The organism is Xylocopilactobacillus apicola (assembly GCF_033095985.1).
GTDB lineage: Bacteria > Bacillota > Bacilli > Lactobacillales > Lactobacillaceae > Xylocopilactobacillus > Xylocopilactobacillus apicola.
Window position 1 is genome coordinate 1,395,608 of the sequence record NZ_AP026802.1, and the last position, 17,593, is coordinate 1,413,200.

Sequence of the window (17,593 nt, forward strand, 5' to 3'; positions counted from 1 at the left end):
CGACTACTATGAAAGAAGACGATAAAATGTCTACTTTCCCTTAATAATATACGTAACAAGCATCGTTGTACCCAATGCCTCATCAACTTCATCAGCAATTAAAAATCATGTTTCAAAGTTGCCAATTTAATTTCCAGAAATATTGATAACCCTATCATACCCTACTTTAGAGATAATTTGTTCATTTTCAGCAAAAATATTTTTTTATTTTACTTTCATTTGTTTCGACTAAATTTACTTTCAAAAAATAAGTCCTAAACAATTACTCTTGTTTTTGTTTAGAATATTCAATCTATTAAATTAGAAATAATTTTTATAATATTTTTCAAAACTATTGAACTGCTGCTAAATTCGACCTTGTATTATATTTAAAATGTCGTAAAATAGGTCTATACCAATTAATTTTAAAAAGGAGTACGACAACATGGATGTAAGAATTGTCTCATCAGAAGAAGAAGGTGGCAAAATTGCCCTTGAAATGTTTAAAGATCAATTAGCAAAGAACCCTGCTTCGGTTTTTGGACTAGCTACTGGTAGTTCACCAGAGGGTTTTTATCGTGAAGCGGTCGCAAGTGACATTGATTTCACAAAAGCTACTTCAATCAACTTAGATGAATACGTGGGCCTCGACGAAAACAATGATCAAAGTTACCGCTACTTTATGAAAGATCGACTTTTTGACAAAAAACCATTTAAAAAGAATTACTTGCCTAATGGGATGGCAGATGATCTAGAAGCAGAAGTTAAGAATTATGACGAAATTATTCGTGAAAATCCAATCGACCTTCAAATTTTAGGAATAGGTCGTAATGGACACATTGGATTTAATGAACCAGGCACTCCAACTGACATTACTACTCACGTTGTGGATCTTACTCCTTCAACTATTGAAGCAAACGCTCGGTTCTTTGCCAATGAGGATGAAGTGCCTCGCCAAGCAATTTCGATGGGATTAGGTAGTATCCAAAAATCTAAGAAAATAATTCTTTTTGCTTATGGTGAAGAAAAAGCTAAAGCCATCCAGGGTTGCATCGAAGGACCAGTGACAACCCACGTTCCAGCTTCGATTTTACAAAACCTTAGTGACGTTACCGTAATTGCCGACAACGCAGCAACTAGTCTGCTGAAAAATAAATAGACCAAAAAATAAGTCTCAGGTACCATTTTTCAAAATATGATTGTGATATGATTATGTAATTCAAAGGAGAAAAACATGAGTTATCTTGAATTACATGACATTCATAAATCATATTTTTTAGTTAAAGAAGAATTTCCGGTTTTAAAAGGGATCGCACTCAATTTTGATCGGGGCGAATTTGTTTCAATTCTTGGTGAATCAGGCGGCGGAAAATCAACCCTTATGAACATCATTGGTGGGCTTGATCATAACTATCAAGGCGACGTGGTAATTGATGGAAAGTCACTAAAGGATGCAACTGAAAACCAAATGGATGCGTATCGCCGTGATACGATTGGTTTTATTTTTCAAAACTTTAATCTGATTGGTCATCTTTCGGTTTTGGATAACGTTTTAAGCAGCCTTGATATGACTTCGTTGAGTCACAGTGACCGAGAAAAACGAGCTAAAGATCTTTTAGACGAAGTGGGGCTCAGTGAACATATTCATAAACTGCCAGGACAACTATCTGGCGGACAAAAACAGCGCGTTGCAATTGCGAGAGCCTTAGCCAGCGATCCTTCAATAATTATTGCGGACGAACCAACAGGAGCTCTTGATTCCAAGAATACGCAGGACGTCCTTGATATTCTTCAAAAGATCGCAAAGAGCGGAAAATTAGTTATTGTTGTCACGCACAGCGAAACCGTTGCTAAGTTTGGGACGAGAATTGTTCACTTAACTGACGGCAAAATCGATCAAGATCAAAATCTTAAAGCCCCCTATCCCGTTGTTGATAATAAAAAAGCTTTCAAATCAAGAAGTTTACCATGGCTTGATAGTTATAAAAATGCCTTTAAACATTTGATGTTTCATTTTGGAAGAAACTTTCTAATTATCTTGGGGACAGCAATTGGTTTATTTTCAGTTATGTTTTTCTTAGGTCTTGGTCACGGTGCAACTAAGTATATGAATAAAACAGTTGATTCCCTTGCTAATCCGCGCGTTTTACAAGTATCTAAACATCTGAGCAATAACAACACTAGTGATTTAGCAAATATGAAGTTGACTGATAAGCAATTAAATACGCTTAAGAAACTAGATCACGTTAAAAAAGTCGAAAAAAGTTATTATGTAGAAACGTTCTCGATTCAAATCGGTCAAAAAAACTTTAGCAGCCAAATCTTGCAAAGCAAAAATAGTAGTTTTCGCAGTGACAGTATTAAACCTGGTAAAATGCCCGGAAAAAATGAAATTGTCGTTGATAAAAGTACAATTGCCCAAGCGTGGAGTAAAAAAAATTGGAAGAAAATCGTTGGTAAGGAGGTTACCCTCCATTTAAATGTAATCGACTCTAATGGAAACCCAAAATTATTAACTAAAAAGTTAACTGTCAGCGGAGTATCTCAGGCGATGAGTGCCGTGTCATATGATACTTTAGGTGAGATCTACAAGGATGCCAAAATGAAGTTTGAACCTAATTACGCAACAATTGTCGTTGATAATGTTAATAACGTTAAAAGCGTAAAAAACAAAATTCGTGAACTGAAAAACAGCAAAGGAAAAAGGCTTTACAATCTCCTTGGAGTTGGGGTGATTTTGGATAATATCACGCAAATTACTTCAATTGTTACCTTTGTTTTGGCACTAATTGCGGGAATTTCACTTCTTGTGAGTGCATTAATGATCATTGTCTCCATGTATATGTCCGTTACTGAACGAACAAAAGAAATTGGAATTTTACGCGCCATTGGTCAGAGAAAAAAAGACATCCGGCGCCTCTTCACTTCCGAATCACTTTTTATCGGAATTTTCGCAGCAATTCTAGGACTTGCAATGTCTTTCATTCTACAAGTAGTAGTTAACAACGTAACTTATGGAATGATTAAATACCGAGGAATTATTTCAATCACCACTGGCAATATAATATTCGCTTTCGTCATTGCCATCATCATCTCGCTATTAGCTGCATTCTTCCCAAGTCGACGAGCAGCACGACTTGATCCAATCGAAAGTTTAGCTAATGAATAAAATTGTGACCTCAGTTAAGTGCTGGGGTCTTTTTTAGGAGATAAATGCAAAACGAATTAAAAAATTACTTATCACTTCCTGATCCGCTCACCTTCTCTAACCAACAAGTAGAATGGCTTATCGATCATCTAGGAGATCTTGATGGGAATATCCGTGATCGTCTCACTTACACTTTGATGGGTAGAGGATTTATGGCACATGTATTTACGATGGAACAAAAACAATATATCACTCACACCGTAATTGATGAAAACCTGCTATTTAAAGACATTGACAAGCCTCAAAATGATCAAGTGTTTTTAAGAACTTTTATTGCTTTGTTAGGAGCATTGATCCTTGAAAGTGATGCCGAAGAAGAGTTTTTAAGCTCAAATGATCGAAATACTTGGTTTAACTGGGCAATCGAGTATTTAAAACTTGAAAATGATTGGCGCGGTTTTATACCTGGTAATGGCTGGGCTCATGCTGTAGCTCACGGAAGCGACCTTTTAGCAAGTGCCGTATCCCACCCAGATTTTTTTAGATTTGATGATGCTTTAGAAGTTGTCAAAAATGTTTTAAGAAGAATTACCGACGGGTTTAAAGACGACGAAGAGGAGCGTCTAGCAATGGTCATCATAAGTGCTTATGATAAATTAGCTTTACAAGATCTTAAATCTTACCTATTAGAAACCGATCAAGAGATTTGGAATCACAATTCAGGTTCAAATGCTGATTACTATTGTAAAACTACTTGGAAGAGAATTCTTACAACGATCTATTTTCTTCAACCTCAAACTAAAGACCTTTGTTATCCTTTAATCATGAAACATTATCATTGTCTTCACCCTACAAATTGAGTAAAATCAAAAGCATGAAAAGAACGAGTTTAATTGAACTGACTAATATGTGTCGGATCACTAATGATAACGGCGAAGTACTTGTTGAGGACCGCGTTAAACAAGATTGGCCCGGAATTACTTTTCCAGGTGGTCATGTGGAGTCTGGAGAATCTTTAAACGATTCAATGATTCGAGAAATTAAAGAAGAAACCGGACTTACAATTTATGAGCCCAAGCTGTGTGGCGTTTGTAATTTTCTTCGCGGAGCTGAACGATTAATCGTTTTATTATATGAAACTTCTAAATTTTTCGGTCAAATTAAGTCTTCTAATGAAGGAAAAATATTTTGGGTCAAAGAAGACCAATTGTTAAACCAGAACATCACCCAGGGATTCAGCCAGATTTACCAAGTTTTTAAAAATCCTGACATTTCTGAACTTTTTTGTTTAACAATCGATGCCAATGGAACCCACTACTAAAAGGAGAAGATATGAGTCGCGCAACACCAATTGAATTAACTAACATGTGTATGATTACTAATGAAAAAGGCGAGGTGCTCGTTGAAGATCGACTGAACCCTGAATGGCCAGGGATTACTTTTCCGGGTGGTCATGTTGAAATGGGTGAATCATTAAATGATGCAATGATTCGAGAAATTAAAGAAGAAACTGGACTCACGATTTTTGAGCCTAAATTATGCGGCGTTAGGGACTGGTTTCAAGGCAACGAAAGATACATTGTTTTACTGTATCGTACTGATAAGTTTTCTGGCGAGATTAAATCATCTGATGAAGGCAAAATATTCTGGCTTGAACCCAAAAAACTCCCTCAACAAAAATTAGCCGGTGGAGATTTTATGGATATGTATGAAGTATTTATAAATCCCCAAAAATCTGAAATGTTTTATCCTGATGATACTTTTAAAAGTATCTTGTACTAAGATTGATCGAAATTGATCAATCTTTTTTTTATTCCCACTCCAAACCTTTTTGGTTAGCACGAGCTTTTTCGTAAATTGATTTAGCGGTCATTAAATCTTGGGCTGCAATTCCAACCGTTTTAAAAAATATTATTTCTTCGTCGTTACTTCGACCAGTTAATTCACCACTAATAACTTTACCCAATTCCCCGATAAAATTTGTTTGAGTGATTTGATTTTTCTGAAGTGGCTGTAATAAATCTCCCGCTTCTGCTAGAACTGCTTCTTTTGAATCAAAATAAATTTTTGCCGCTCGTTGTAAAAGTTCTAACGGGGTTTCTTGCATCTGAGGTTGATAAGACCCTACTCCCGAAACCGTTGCCCCCGCTTTCACTAAGCTGCCATCATAAACTGGTGTCTTAGAAGTTGTGACTGAAATGATCAAATCAGCTTCACTAACCGCTTCATTGGCACTTGATACAGCGACGATCTTGGTTCGATATTTTGCCAACTCTTCGTTCATCTGATCAGCAAAGTCCTTAGCTCGCTTAAAATCATAATCGCTCACCTGCACCTCATCTAAGTCACGAGCTATCAACATTGCTTCTAACTGTGTTGCCGCCTGTCCACCAGCTCCAATCAATGCTCCTTTATGACAATTTTGCTTCGCTAAGAACTTAAATGCAACGCCTGAAGCCGCCCCAGTCCTTAACTGTGTAACATAATTGCCGTCCATTAAACAGTTAATTGCGCCAGTTTCAGCATCAATATTCAATACTTGAGCATTAATTGAGGCTAGACCTCTGCTTATATTATCCGGAAACATATTTAAAACTTTGACGCTAGCAGAATTATTCTTCTCACAAAAAGCTGGCATGCATAAAAAAGTACTTTTATTATCTGATTTAACAATTTGCGTTCTTAGCGGCACATTAACTTTTCCATCTGAAAAAAGCCTAAAAGCTTCTGTAACAGCATGCATACAATCATCAATGGAATAAAAATTTTGAATCGTCGATTTATTAAGTAAAAGCATTTATGATCCCTCCTCGATCTAATTTAAGTCAATCTTAACATTTCAAGAATTATTTTGCCTCAATCATTTCTGAGTAAAATAAAAAACCGATATTCTCTTTTACAAGAATACCGGTCACGCTCAATCAATGATCAACCGCTTAAAAGTTTCCAAGCGGTGATCGCATTGAACGGTTCTGACTTTCGTCCTTCAATGGATCACCTCCTTTCCTAAAATATAGCTAGACTATAGATCGTTTTAATTGAAAAGTCAAATTAAATTTTATGTGATTGTTTTTGATTGTTTATGATGGATTTTGCTTCTTTTAAGTGCTACAATGTCTTTTGAAAGGAAGTGATCGAATATGTTGAGAGCTGAACGTCATCGAAAAATTCTTTCTTTTCTAGAGGAAAATAACTTTTTAGATACCCAGGCTGCAACTAAATTGCTTGATTCAAGCTTAGCCACAGTTCGACGTGATTTTTCTTATTTAGAGGCCAAAGGGGAAATCACCAGGATTCACGGTGGTGCAAAACTTATTGAAAAAGACCAAATTGAGTTTAGTTTTTCTGAAAAATTAAATCGCTCAATGACGGCCAAGAGAAAAATTGCCAAGAAAGCTGCATCTTTAGTGCCAGATCGAGTTTGTCTTTACCTCGATGCTGGTACAACAACCTTACAAATGGTTGATTTATTACCTAAAAATGTCAAAATCGTAACCAATTCCGTCAACATTGCTCATCAGGCTTTGACACAAGATTTAAGAACAATTTTGATTGGTGGCGAGATTAAAAAATCAACTGATGCAATGATTGGACCAATTACTTTAAACCAGCTGAAGCAATTTCATTTTGGTCTAAGTTTTATTGGAATCAACGGGGTTTGTGATCAATTTGGTTATACAACGCCCGATCCCGAAGAAGCAATTGTTAAACAGCAGGCGCTTATTCAGAGCGATCAATCATACTTTTTAGCTGACCAGAGCAAAATGGAGCAAAAATTTCTTGCAAAAGTTGCCGATTTAAAAGATTATCCTCTAATTACAGAAAAAATTAAAAAGGAGCAGCAATGATTTATACGATTACAGCAAATCCATCAATCGATTATGTCCTTAGTCTTGATAAGCTCAACTTGGGCGAAGTCAATCGAACCGAAACATCATATATGTTTGCTGGCGGCAAGGGAATCAACGTGTCACGGATTCTTGGTAATCTCAGACTTGATTCCGTCGCTTGGGGATTTATTGGTGGATCAACTGGTGAATTCATTAAGAAGACTTTAACAAAAGCCGCCATCGAAACCCAGTTTACTAATATCAAGGAAGATACAAGAACTAATGTCAAAATAAAGGCCCAGCAAGAGACCGAAATTAATTGTGCTGGACCAACGATTACTCATAATGAACTAGAAGATTTCATGAGTAATTTTGCCATGCTTAACTCTGGGGATATCGTTGTTGCTTCTGGCTCGGTCCCTCCTTCTTTGGGTAAAGAATTTTACCCTGAGATTATCAAAGCAGTCGCCGATCACCACGCAGAGTTTGTAATCGATACGACTGGTCAGGCGCTACTTGATATTTTGCCTTCACATCCACTGCTTGTTAAACCTAATCGCGAAGAATTATCAGAGATGTTTAACGTCAAATTGGATCAAATGTCAGATGTAATTCACTATGGCAAAGAATTGTTAAAAATGGGCGCCCAACACGTAATTGTTTCAATGGGAGGCGACGGAGCAGTGATGATCACTCCTGATCACGTCTACCAATCCATTCCGATTAAAATTACGATCAAAAATTCAGTTGGTGCTGGTGATTCAATGGTAGCTGGATTTGTTGGAGAATACCACGCCAAAAAGAATTCGCTTGATGCATTTAAACTTGGAGTGGCTTGCGGATCAGCAACCGCCGCGTCGGAAGACCTGGCACAAGCGTCATTAATTAAAGAAATGCTTGCAAAAGCAGAAATAAACGAGATTTAGGAGGAAGATATGAATATTATTGATCTTTTAGATCCTAATGTTATGATCTTAGATTTAAAGGCTAAAAATAAAGCTGAAGCAATTGATGAGATGGCTGCTTCAATGGAAAAAGGCGGCATTATCAATGATATAGGAAAATTTAAAGAAGGAATTTGGAACCGGGAAAAACAAACTTCGACTGGGCTAGGAGAAGGAATTGCAATGCCGCATACAAAAAACTCTGCGGTTAACAAAGCAACAGTTCTTTTTGCCAAAAGCAACGATGGAATTGATTATGAAGCTTTAGACGGTCAGCCTGTTTACGTTTTCTTCATGATTGCGGCACCTGATGGAGCCAACGATACGCATTTGCAAGCCCTCGCTTCATTGTCGCGTTATCTGATGAAAGATGGTTTTGTCGACAAGCTTCGTTTAACCAAAACTCCTCAAGATGTTATTGATCTTTTTAAAAATACAAAAATTGACGATGACGAAGAAGAAAGCGAACCAGAACCAACTGACAACGCCGATCGTCCTTATTTAGTCGCTGTTACTGCTTGTACGACCGGAATCGCGCACACCTACATGGCAGAAGAAGCTTTGAAAAAGGAAGCTGCTAAAGAAAACATTGATATCAAAGTTGAAACCAACGGTGCAAGCGGCGTTGAACATCGTTTGACGGCTAGTGAAATCGAAAAAGCTGCTGGCATCATTGTTGCTGCTGACAAAAAAGTGGAAATGGATCGTTTTAACGGCAAGCATTTGGTTCAAAGGCCAGTGGCTGCCGGAATTCGCGAACCTGAAAAATTAATTTCCGAAGCATTGAGTGGAAATGCGCCAATTTTTCATAGTGATAACGAAAATAGCTCCTCTTCTGAGAGCGATGGCGATAAAAAGAGCGTTGGTGGTGCTTTTTATCAACACTTGATGAGCGGTGTTTCGGCAATGCTTCCTTTCGTTATCGGTGGCGGAATTGCAATTGCACTAGCATTTTTAATTGATCAGACCATGGGAGTTCCGCACAATGCTCTATCGCAACTTGGAACTTACCACCCGATCGCAGCGTTCTTTAAGCAAATCGGTAATGCAGCGTTTAACTTTATGTTGCCGGTATTAGCAGGATATATTGCCTATTCGATGGCTGAAAAACCTGGTTTAGTTGCAGGATTTGTGGCTGGATCGCTTGCTGCAAGTGGTTATAATTTAAACAACATTGGTCTTGATCCTAAAAATGCTCCCATCCCTTCCGGATTTCTTGGCGCGTTAGTCGGCGGTTTTCTGGCCGGATGGCTGATGTTACTTCTTAAAAAATGGTTCAAAGGTGCGCCTCGTTCAATTGAAGGAATTATTTCGATTCTAGTGTACCCAGTGCTCGGCGTCATTATCACTGGATTTATGATGCTGATTATAAATATCCCGATGGGCTGGATCAACCAAGGAATAAATGGATTTTTAACAAGTTTAACTGGAACTAATGCTGCAATTCTTGGGCTAATCGTCGGTGGAATGATGGCGATCGACATGGGTGGTCCCTTCAACAAAGCGGCTTATGTATTTGGAACTGCAACCATTGCTAGCACCGTTTCAACTGGCGGTAGTGTCGCAATGGCCTCAGTTATGGCTGGAGGAATGACTCCCCCGTTGGCAATTTTTGTAGCTTCCATTTTATTTAAAAACAAGTTTACAGTTCAAGAGAGAGAGGCAGGACTAACTAATATTATTATGGGCCTCTCATTTATCACCGAAGGAGCAATTCCTTTTGCTGCTAGCGATCCTGCTCGAGCAATTCCATCATTTGTAGTCGGATCCGCTGTTGCCGGTGGATTAGTTGGAATGTCTGGTATCAAGCTCCTCGCTCCTCACGGTGGAATTTTCGTCATTGCTTTAACATCAAATCCTCTCCTTTACTTACTGTATATAGCAATTGGTGCAATCATTTCAGGCGTAATCTTAGGTCTGTTAAGAAAACCAGTTGAAGCTTAATTTTAAAGGGCTAAGAAATTCAATTTCTTGCTCTTTTTTATTTGTTCCGTTATCATTACTTTAAATAAAGGGGGAATAATTTTACTTGCTCACGGCCAAATTAAAAATGCTTCTTTGTGAATCAAAAAGATGTTATGACTATTAATTACTTGCCTGATCTGTGGTTGAACCAATTAAAGAAGATGGTTCTAACTAAAATAAATGACTTATCTGACCGAATAAATTTGCTTTTTTGGCTGATTTATTCGGCGGTACTCCCTTTAATGTTGCAGCAAGAACAGTTTCAACATCGGGCATTGATATCTGATCTTAGTCTCTCAATGTTACTTGTTAATTATTCTGTGCGTCTAGTTTATTCAGATATCAATCAGATTTCCAACTATTTGATCAAGATCGAGTGTATGGATGTTAACAAATTTGATCCCACGTTAGAAATCAAATTTAGATTGGAGGAACCAAAAATGTCATCCAAGCAAAAAAAACAACGAAGATTCTATCAGTTTTGGGAATTTTGGTTTATTTTAGTTTTAAGCACTTGTGCTTTTATATCGTTTAAACCAATATCTGTGATTCTGCCCAACGTCACACTTCCATCAAATAGTAAAACTATTAAAATCGCTCAAAAAGTTGCAAACGATGGCGACTATAAATCCAAAAACAATGTTTATGACTATTTGGTTCAAAAAAAGGAATCAACACTTGGTTTGCCCGTAGCGCTGTCAATCAAATAAAAGTTGATTGGTCCAAACAAGCCCTTTTGAACGCACAAAAATCCTGCAAAAATCACCCCTACTCAGCAGTTGCGCTAAAAGATCATCTAATTGCCGCGGAAAACGAAGATTTCTCTTCGCAAGAAGTCGAATATGCGATGAAACATCTTAATGTTAAATGGAACAAAATGGCTTTGAAACAGGCTAAATCTTACGCAAAGGATATGATTTGTTCAAAAAAAGTACTCCGTGACAGATTGACCCAATCCGTCTCAGATGGCGGAAGTGCTTATACTGCCGCCCAAGCTCAATTTGCTGTTAAAAACTTAAAAGTTAACTGGAACAAAAACGCGTTGGAAGAAGCTAAATCCCTTAAGCGTCAAGGTAATTCTCGTTCTTTTATTGAGCAAGCCTTAAAAAAATCTGAGTATAGTTACGAAAAAAGCGAAATTGATTATGCGATGAAAAACTTAAAATAGACGGGGCATCTGATGAAATACTACGACCAACATCTACATACTTATTTTTCCTTTGATTCTAAAGAGCAATTCAAAAATTATTTGATAAATAAACCCAGATATTTTGTCTCGACTGATCATTTTGATCTTCACAACCCCCTTGTTAATTTCGAAGATAGTATTCCTAATTACGAATTGTACGCCGATAAATTATCAGAATTGGCCCAAAATTATCCAACTCAATTTATAAAAGGGATCGAAATCGGTGTCGTTCCTGGTCAGGAAAACAAAATCAACGAATATCTTAAACGACATCCATATGATTTAAAAATTACCAGTATTCATCAAAACGGAAAATTTGACTACATGGATGATATTGTTTTACAAAATGATAAATTTAAGATTGCTAAGGAGTACTTTGAGCAAATGAATTTTGTTTTGGATAAATTTTACGAAGGGGATATTTTAGCTCATTTTGACTATGGGCTTAGACGCTTCGATTTTACTATAGCAGAACTTGAACAAAATTTTGAACCTTTACTAATTCAAATTTTTTCCAAAGCAATAAAATTAGGCATGGCTTTTGAGCTAAATAGTAAAAGCTTTACTCGCTACCACAACGAAAATCTTTATCGCTATGCAGTCCCTCTTTACTTAAGTTTGGGCGGAAAATCATTTACTCTAGACTCCGATGCCCATGTTGCCGCTGATTATCAGCTCGGCTTTGAGAAAATGGCAGCTTTGCTGCAAGAATTTAAGGTCAGTGAGCTGACTATCATTCAGGGACGCGAGAGATTTCAAGTCCCAATTCCAACCAAATTTTAAAAATTAATTAGAGGATATTATGTACCGTCGACCAGAAAAAAAGAAGAAAAATTCATCATTAACTATTATTACTGTAATTACGATTGCCGTGCTTTTGTTTCTTATCATGGTGCTAACGGCAAGTCTACGAACAATGCAGGCTGATAAGTCTAAAGAAACTCCTATTCAATCGACAAGTAGTACACAAAGTTCCAGTGCAGCAAGTAGTTTAACTGTGGCTAGTTCTAGTTCTAAAAATCAAGATAATGTTAATCCTTCCAAAACCCCTACTTCTGTTGTCATTACTGATCTTAACAAATATAACGATTTAGATGGAAATTATAAAACCATCGATGGAGCATTATGCACCTTATCTTTTGACCAAAAAATATTCACTCAAGAATCACCTGGAAAACAACAAGTTTACTATTTTGATAAGGTCATGCGTCACCCCGATGAGACTTTAGTCATCAACGTCAGTGGTGACTATCACTATAATGCATACGATGGTAAAGGAGACCAAACCATGAAAATGTATTTGAGTTTACTATTAGCTCCACCCGGAAATACCGTAAGAAAAAATTGGCAAACTGGTGATGAGATTAATGATGTGACCAATAAAGATGTGGCTCGTTTCGCTATTGCTTCTTCAAATGACAACGGTAAAACCTTTAATATGACTCCTGCCTATCGTAATTTTGAAACAGATGGTCATGCATCACAAAATCAACAGTCAGAACTTTTTTTATTTAATAGCGAAAACTAAAAACACCAACCACATAGGATTGATGTTTTTTTGTTAGCTTAAATCTGCACCGTTCGTCGCGATTACTTTCTTATACCAATCAAAAGATTGCTTTTTATATCGGTTAAATGTCCCCTTACCCTCATCGTCTTCGTCAACGTAGATAAATCCGTAACGCTTAGACATTTCACCAGTAGAAGCACTAACGAGATCGATACATCCCCAAGGAGTATAACCCATCACATCAGCGCCGTCATCAATTGCCTCACCAACAGCTTTGATATGTTCACGCAAGTAATCAATTCGATAATCATCTTTAACGTAGTGATTTTCATCCGGCTGATCAATTGCCCCAAGTCCATTTTCAACAATGAACAATGGTTTTTCATAACGATCAGACAATTGATCTAAGGCAATTCGTAAGCCAGTTGGATCGATCTGCCAACCCCATTCACTAGATTTCAAAAACGGATTGCTAACACCGCCAATAAAATTACCTTGCGCCGATGTTTGCCGTTCGTTAACGACATCTTGAACGGTCGACATGTAATAACTAAAGCCGATGTAGTCAACAGGGTGTTTAGCGAGTAATTCTAACTCCTCTTTTGTATAATCAAAGTCTGACACCTTTAAGTCGTATTTCGCTAAAAGATTTTTGGTATAAGCTGGATAGTGTCCCCGCACCTGAACATCAGCACAGAAGAAATTACTTTCTTGGTTGGCTTTCAAAGTAGCCAGCTGATTTTCAGGATGAGAATCGTAACTGTAAGTTGTCGCATATAAAATCATGCAGCCGATTTGCAATTCTGGATCGAGTTCATGTGCAATTTTAACAGCTTTTGAACTAGCCACAAACTGATTATGCCATGATTGGAAGATATTCTTCTTATCATTGGCGCCATTAGATGGAGCCAATCCTTGACTCATAATTGGAAAATGAGCAGCACTATTAATTTCGTTGAAAGTCATCCAGTATTTAACTCGGTCATGATAGCGAGTTAAAACCGTACGAGCAAAATTCTCATAAAAACCAATTAATTTTTTATTTGTCCAACTTCCGTACTCTGTAATCAAATATAGCGGTAATTCATAGTGCGAAATTGTGATGACTGGCTCAATATTATGCTTAACACACTCATCAATCACTTCGTCATAAAATTTCAATCCAGCTTCATTAGGTTCTTTTTCGTCCCCTTTTGGAAAAATCCGTGACCAAGCAATCGAAAAACGATAGCATTTGAAGCCCATTTCAGCAAATAGTGCAATATCTTCTTTGAAGTGATGATAATGATCGATTCCAATATGATTAGGATAAACATATTTATCATCATGAATCTTAAAATCAAAATCTGGGGATGCAATGATGTTCATCCTCTCTTTACCACCAGGCAATACATCAGGAAGAGATAGCCCTTTGCCATCCTCTTGATAAGCGCCTTCTAATTGATTTGCCGCAGTTGCGCCGCCCCACAAAAAGTTTTTAGGAAACTGTTGTTCTGTCATTTTATACCTCACTTTTTTTCCTATTCATATTGTATCATTCGCTGCCGTGTCTACTATATTTTTTTTCGCGCAACGATAGAAAAAGTTAGCGGAATGTGCGGTTGATCATCTGGCAGCACCCAACCTTCATCAGATTCGCTAAATTTCAACATCGGTAAAGCTTTCCAATCAGTAATTTGTTCTTCCCCAATGGCTTCAATCGTCAACCCTGCAGCAATTAAAACATGGGTAATTTCCGCAAAATCATGCGCCCAATTATGGTTATGAGTATGCTTAATTTTGCCAGCTGAATCTGGTGTGTAGGAGGCGTTAGATTCATATGACACTTCAGTACCAGAAAAGTAATCCGCCACAATTTCTAATCCTTCGTTGTCTAAAGCAAAAAGCAGCGGATGATTATCACGAACCATAAATACCCCACCTGGTGCAAGTAGATCAGCAATTGACTGAGCCCAGTCATTTAAATCTGGCAGCCAAGTAATCGTTCCCGCGCTTGTTACAATTACGTCAAAGCTCGCCAATTGATCAGACATTTCTTTTACTGCATAACGAGCATCACTTTGAACATAATTAATTTTTGCCCCCGACTTTTTAGCAATCTTTTTGGCATAGTTCAATGAATTAGGAGAAAAGTCTAATCCGTGAACGTTTTTTGCACCTAAACGCCACCAACTCAATGTATCGGTGCCAATATGACACTGCAAATGTAAAAGTCGTTGGTCTTTAATTGAATGTTTAGGAAGATATGGCGATAAAACTGCCAAATCCCTTTTAACCGTCGAAGTTATCGCATGCTCATCTTCAATTAATTTCTGGAGATCCCCATACCCACCGTTAGCATGAACATCTGCGCGATCATCCCAATTGCTTCGATTTTCATTTATGTCTTGACTCAAAATTTCGTTCCTTTCGATTGAAAAAAATCATTATTTGTCTACTATATTATCATATGAAAATCAAAAAAATCTTGAAAGACACTCTGACCCATCCTTTTGATCTTATTTCTTGCATTTTTGTGGGCACTTATTTCTGAATTACCCAGTTTAATTCCCGCAATCGAACAAAATCTTTGGCTTAGTTTATATAGTGAAGGCATCGCCATTGGATTGCTGTGGTGGCATTATCGTTCACAAGACGAAGTTATACTGTTCGCTAGAAAATCTTTAAAGCAACTTTACTTGATCGGATTTTTAAGCGGCATCGTTTGGTTCAGTTTCATTTGGCTCATCTGTGTTCTACTCAAGGGATTTCAAGTCACCTTTTTATTTAAATGGACAAACTTAGGCCAAATCCTCCTTTATCTAGGTGGCTTCATGGTCCAAGGAATGTTTGAAGAATTACTATGCCGCGGATTTATCATGGGCAAAATTCTCCAAAAAAATTTGCCCATTACCGCCATCGTTGTAAATTCCCTATGTTTTGCATTTGCCCACTGTGCAAATGATGGAATTAATTTGCTTGCTTGGATTAATTTGTTAATCTTTGCTTTAACAATGTCAATTTTACGGCTGCAAACTGAAAGTTTATGGCTAATTGGAGCATTTCATAGTGCCTGGAATTTTGCTGAAGGCGTTATTTTCGGGACATCAGTCTCTGGTATTGCAAGCTTTGATTTAATTTTTAAATCCGTTTCCAGGAAAAATCATCCACTAATTAACGGAGGAATTTTTGGAATTGAAGCCAGCATCGTCGATTTAATTTGCGGAATTGCACTATTAATAATAGTTAGTTATCGATATTATATTAAATCTTCGCCTGCAAATCTCCACAAAATGGATCAACAGGATTAATTCCCTCAAAAGGTTCTTTGCCCGTTAATTTTCTAATTACCGCATTGATAGTCGCAGAATTTCCAGTATACGCGTTGATAAAAGTTGAAATATTAGGAACATCAAATAAATGATATGGATTAGCGGTCGAAACAAAAACGGTCGGAATCGACTTCATAAACCAAGGAGCATCGGCCGCCATCAGATGGACCCAATTTATTCTAGTTGTAGTTTGGTTGCTTGCCGTTTCAACGTTTGCAACATACAATGCTAAATCAAATTTATTTTCGAGATCCTCTACCCCCTCTTCAAAAATTTCATGAAAATCAAGCTTTTTTTGATCGTAAAGCTGGACTTCAAAACCTTCTTGCTGCAGCTTGTCTTGGAATAATTGAGTAACTTGACCGCCTTCTTTAAATCCACCGTCATCGTGATCTCCTAAAACTACCAATCGAATTCGAGGATATTTTTTAGGCGTCAATGGCAATAATTGATCGCGATCTTTGACTAAAGTTACCGCTTTTTTGGCGATTTCCTGAGCTGTTTTTTGATGCTCAGCAAGATTAAGATCAATTTTTGCTGGCGGATTTAATAAGAAATGTTCGTCAGTATCCATTACTCCCTGAGCAAGTTTAGTTCCTAAAATTCGCATAACGGATTCATCAATTCGTTCCATTTTTACGACCCCATTTTCAACTGCTTCATGAAGATAGCGATAATCTTCATCGATATTTTTGTTGAACAAAATCATATCGATACCCGCATTGATAGTAGCTGGAAGTAAATCTTTGCGCGGCATCACGGCATTATAGCCAATCATTGGAGTCGCATCGGTAATTGCCAAACCATTAAAATGCAAAACATCTCGCAGTAAGCCATCGATCAATAATTTAGAAGCTGAAGCCGGACGCAAATCTTCATCAGCAATGCCTGGTTCCAGCTTACGTTCCCAAGCCGGCTGCATTATGTGAGCAATCATCACACTTGGAATTCCTTCTTCAATTAATGCGTGATAAATTTCCCCATATGACTGGAGCCATTCCTCTGTTGTCAAGGAATTGACTGAACTTAATAGATGCTGGTCGCGTTCATCAACGCCATCCCCTGGAAAATGCTTGATAACAGGAATAATTTGGTTATCTGCCAATCCTTTAATCTGGGCCTGGCTCATTTTTAGAACGCGCTTTTGATCACTACCGAAGGTTCGCGTATTCATAATCGGGTTGCGAAAATTTTTATCAATATCGACAATCGGCGCAAAAGACATATTGCCTCCGACTTGCGCAGCTTCGCTACCAGCTACATTGCCCAGTTCATAAGCACTCTTTAAATCATCGGTTGCAGCCATTTCAAGCGGAGTTCCTAACCAAGTTCCTTCTGTAACAAGACCATTGCCGCCCGACTCTAAATTAGCAGCCATGAACAGCGGAATTCGACTAGACTCTTGAGCTGTTGTAAATTCTCGTTTTAATTTTTCGGCATGATTGGGACGATACATCATGCCACCCGGTTGATATTTCTGGATAAATTTCTTGATATCCACCGTATCTTCATCTTGTCCTATCACAAAAAATAATTGACCAATTTTTTCGCTTATCGACATTTGATCGATTTTATTTTGAATATATTTAATTTGTTGTTGATTTAAAAAGTATGGCTTTTTAGTTAAATCTAGCATTGTAACGCTCCATTTCTATTATTCTCTCCAAATTGCATTCTTACCCCAGGAAAGTTAAAATCATTGTGTTCAACATTAAAA

Annotated in this window: 17 protein-coding genes; 13 read left to right on the forward strand and 4 right to left on the reverse strand. The window is 37.5% G+C overall.

Annotated elements, in window-relative coordinates; genetic code table 11:
* The first annotated feature begins 424 nt into the window (after nucleotides 1–424).
* The 5 genes from R8495_RS06930 (at nucleotide 425) to R8495_RS06950 (ending at nucleotide 4,909) form a co-directional block, all read left to right on the forward strand.
* Complete coding sequence (locus R8495_RS06930) at nucleotides 425–1,138, forward strand: glucosamine-6-phosphate deaminase (RefSeq protein ID WP_317634752.1); 714 nt, start codon at nucleotides 425–427, stop codon at nucleotides 1,136–1,138.
* Nucleotides 1,139–1,213: 75 nt separating this feature from the next.
* Nucleotides 1,214–3,148: an ABC transporter ATP-binding protein/permease gene (locus R8495_RS06935; protein WP_317634753.1), complete on the forward strand. Its 1,935-nt coding sequence runs from the start codon at nucleotides 1,214–1,216 to the stop codon at nucleotides 3,146–3,148.
* Nucleotides 3,149–3,192: 44 nt separating this feature from the next.
* On the forward strand, nucleotides 3,193–3,987 hold the full coding sequence (locus R8495_RS06940; protein WP_317634754.1) for a DUF2785 domain-containing protein: 795 nt from the start codon (nucleotides 3,193–3,195) through the stop codon (nucleotides 3,985–3,987).
* Nucleotides 3,988–4,001: 14 nt separating this feature from the next.
* The gene (locus tag R8495_RS06945; protein ID WP_317634755.1) at nucleotides 4,002–4,448 is read left to right on the forward strand and encodes an 8-oxo-dGTP diphosphatase; all 447 of its coding nucleotides are present in this window, start codon (nucleotides 4,002–4,004) and stop codon (nucleotides 4,446–4,448) included.
* 11 nt (nucleotides 4,449–4,459) lie between these two features.
* Complete coding sequence (locus R8495_RS06950) at nucleotides 4,460–4,909, forward strand: 8-oxo-dGTP diphosphatase (protein ID WP_317634756.1); 450 nt, start codon at nucleotides 4,460–4,462, stop codon at nucleotides 4,907–4,909.
* Nucleotides 4,910–4,937: 28 nt separating this feature from the next.
* Here the strand turns inward: R8495_RS06950 and R8495_RS06955 are convergent, their stop codons facing one another.
* Nucleotides 4,938–5,924 (reverse strand): ornithine cyclodeaminase family protein, encoded by a 987-nt coding sequence (locus R8495_RS06955; protein WP_317634757.1) that lies wholly within the window; start codon nucleotides 5,922–5,924, stop codon nucleotides 4,938–4,940.
* Between the two features lie 343 nt (nucleotides 5,925–6,267).
* On the opposite strand from R8495_RS06955, the gene R8495_RS06960 reads away from it, so the two are divergent.
* From R8495_RS06960 to R8495_RS06990, 7 genes are all read left to right on the forward strand, one after another.
* Entirely contained in the window at nucleotides 6,268–6,975 is a 708-nt protein-coding gene (locus R8495_RS06960; RefSeq protein WP_317634758.1) for a DeoR/GlpR family DNA-binding transcription regulator, read from the forward strand.
* Nucleotides 6,972–7,883, forward strand: a complete 912-nt coding sequence (gene pfkB, locus R8495_RS06965) for a 1-phosphofructokinase (RefSeq protein WP_317634759.1) — start codon at nucleotides 6,972–6,974, stop codon at nucleotides 7,881–7,883. Before R8495_RS06960 ends, pfkB begins: the two co-directional genes overlap by 4 nt.
* Nucleotides 7,884–7,892: 9 nt before the next feature.
* On the forward strand, nucleotides 7,893–9,845 hold the full coding sequence (locus R8495_RS06970; RefSeq protein ID WP_317634760.1) for a PTS fructose transporter subunit IIABC: 1,953 nt from the start codon (nucleotides 7,893–7,895) through the stop codon (nucleotides 9,843–9,845).
* Between the two features lie 116 nt (nucleotides 9,846–9,961).
* Nucleotides 9,962–10,576: a hypothetical protein gene (locus R8495_RS06975; protein ID WP_317634761.1), complete on the forward strand. Its 615-nt coding sequence runs from the start codon at nucleotides 9,962–9,964 to the stop codon at nucleotides 10,574–10,576.
* Nucleotides 10,577–10,602: 26 nt separating this feature from the next.
* Nucleotides 10,603–11,034 (forward strand): Ltp family lipoprotein, encoded by a 432-nt coding sequence (locus tag R8495_RS06980; protein ID WP_317634762.1) that lies wholly within the window; start codon nucleotides 10,603–10,605, stop codon nucleotides 11,032–11,034.
* A gap of 12 nt (nucleotides 11,035–11,046) precedes the next feature.
* A complete protein-coding gene (locus R8495_RS06985; RefSeq protein ID WP_317634763.1) occupies nucleotides 11,047–11,838 on the forward strand; it encodes a PHP domain-containing protein in 792 nt (263 codons plus the stop codon).
* Nucleotides 11,839–11,857: 19 nt separating this feature from the next.
* Nucleotides 11,858–12,583 (forward strand): hypothetical protein, encoded by a 726-nt coding sequence (locus R8495_RS06990; protein WP_317634764.1) that lies wholly within the window; start codon nucleotides 11,858–11,860, stop codon nucleotides 12,581–12,583.
* 33 nt (nucleotides 12,584–12,616) lie between these two features.
* Here R8495_RS06990 and R8495_RS06995 read toward each other — a convergent pair whose 3' ends face one another.
* Both R8495_RS06995 and R8495_RS07000 read right to left on the reverse strand, forming a co-directional pair.
* The gene (locus tag R8495_RS06995) at nucleotides 12,617–14,065 is read right to left on the reverse strand and encodes a glycoside hydrolase family 1 protein (RefSeq protein ID WP_317634765.1); all 1,449 of its coding nucleotides are present in this window, start codon (nucleotides 14,063–14,065) and stop codon (nucleotides 12,617–12,619) included.
* A gap of 53 nt (nucleotides 14,066–14,118) precedes the next feature.
* On the reverse strand, nucleotides 14,119–14,961 hold the full coding sequence (locus R8495_RS07000) for a class I SAM-dependent methyltransferase (protein ID WP_425613240.1): 843 nt from the start codon (nucleotides 14,959–14,961) through the stop codon (nucleotides 14,119–14,121).
* A 96-nt stretch (nucleotides 14,962–15,057) separates the two neighbouring features.
* Here R8495_RS07000 and R8495_RS07005 point away from each other — a divergent pair, with 96 nt between their 5' ends.
* Nucleotides 15,058–15,855 (forward strand): CPBP family intramembrane glutamic endopeptidase, encoded by a 798-nt coding sequence (locus R8495_RS07005; protein WP_317634766.1) that lies wholly within the window; start codon nucleotides 15,058–15,060, stop codon nucleotides 15,853–15,855.
* Here R8495_RS07005 and R8495_RS07010 read toward each other — a convergent pair.
* Nucleotides 15,809–17,512, reverse strand: a complete 1,704-nt coding sequence (locus R8495_RS07010) for a glycoside hydrolase family 3 protein (protein WP_317634767.1) — start codon at nucleotides 17,510–17,512, stop codon at nucleotides 15,809–15,811. The two genes, R8495_RS07005 and R8495_RS07010, sit on opposite strands and share 47 nt — an antisense overlap.
* Nucleotides 17,513–17,593: the final 81 nt, after the last annotated feature.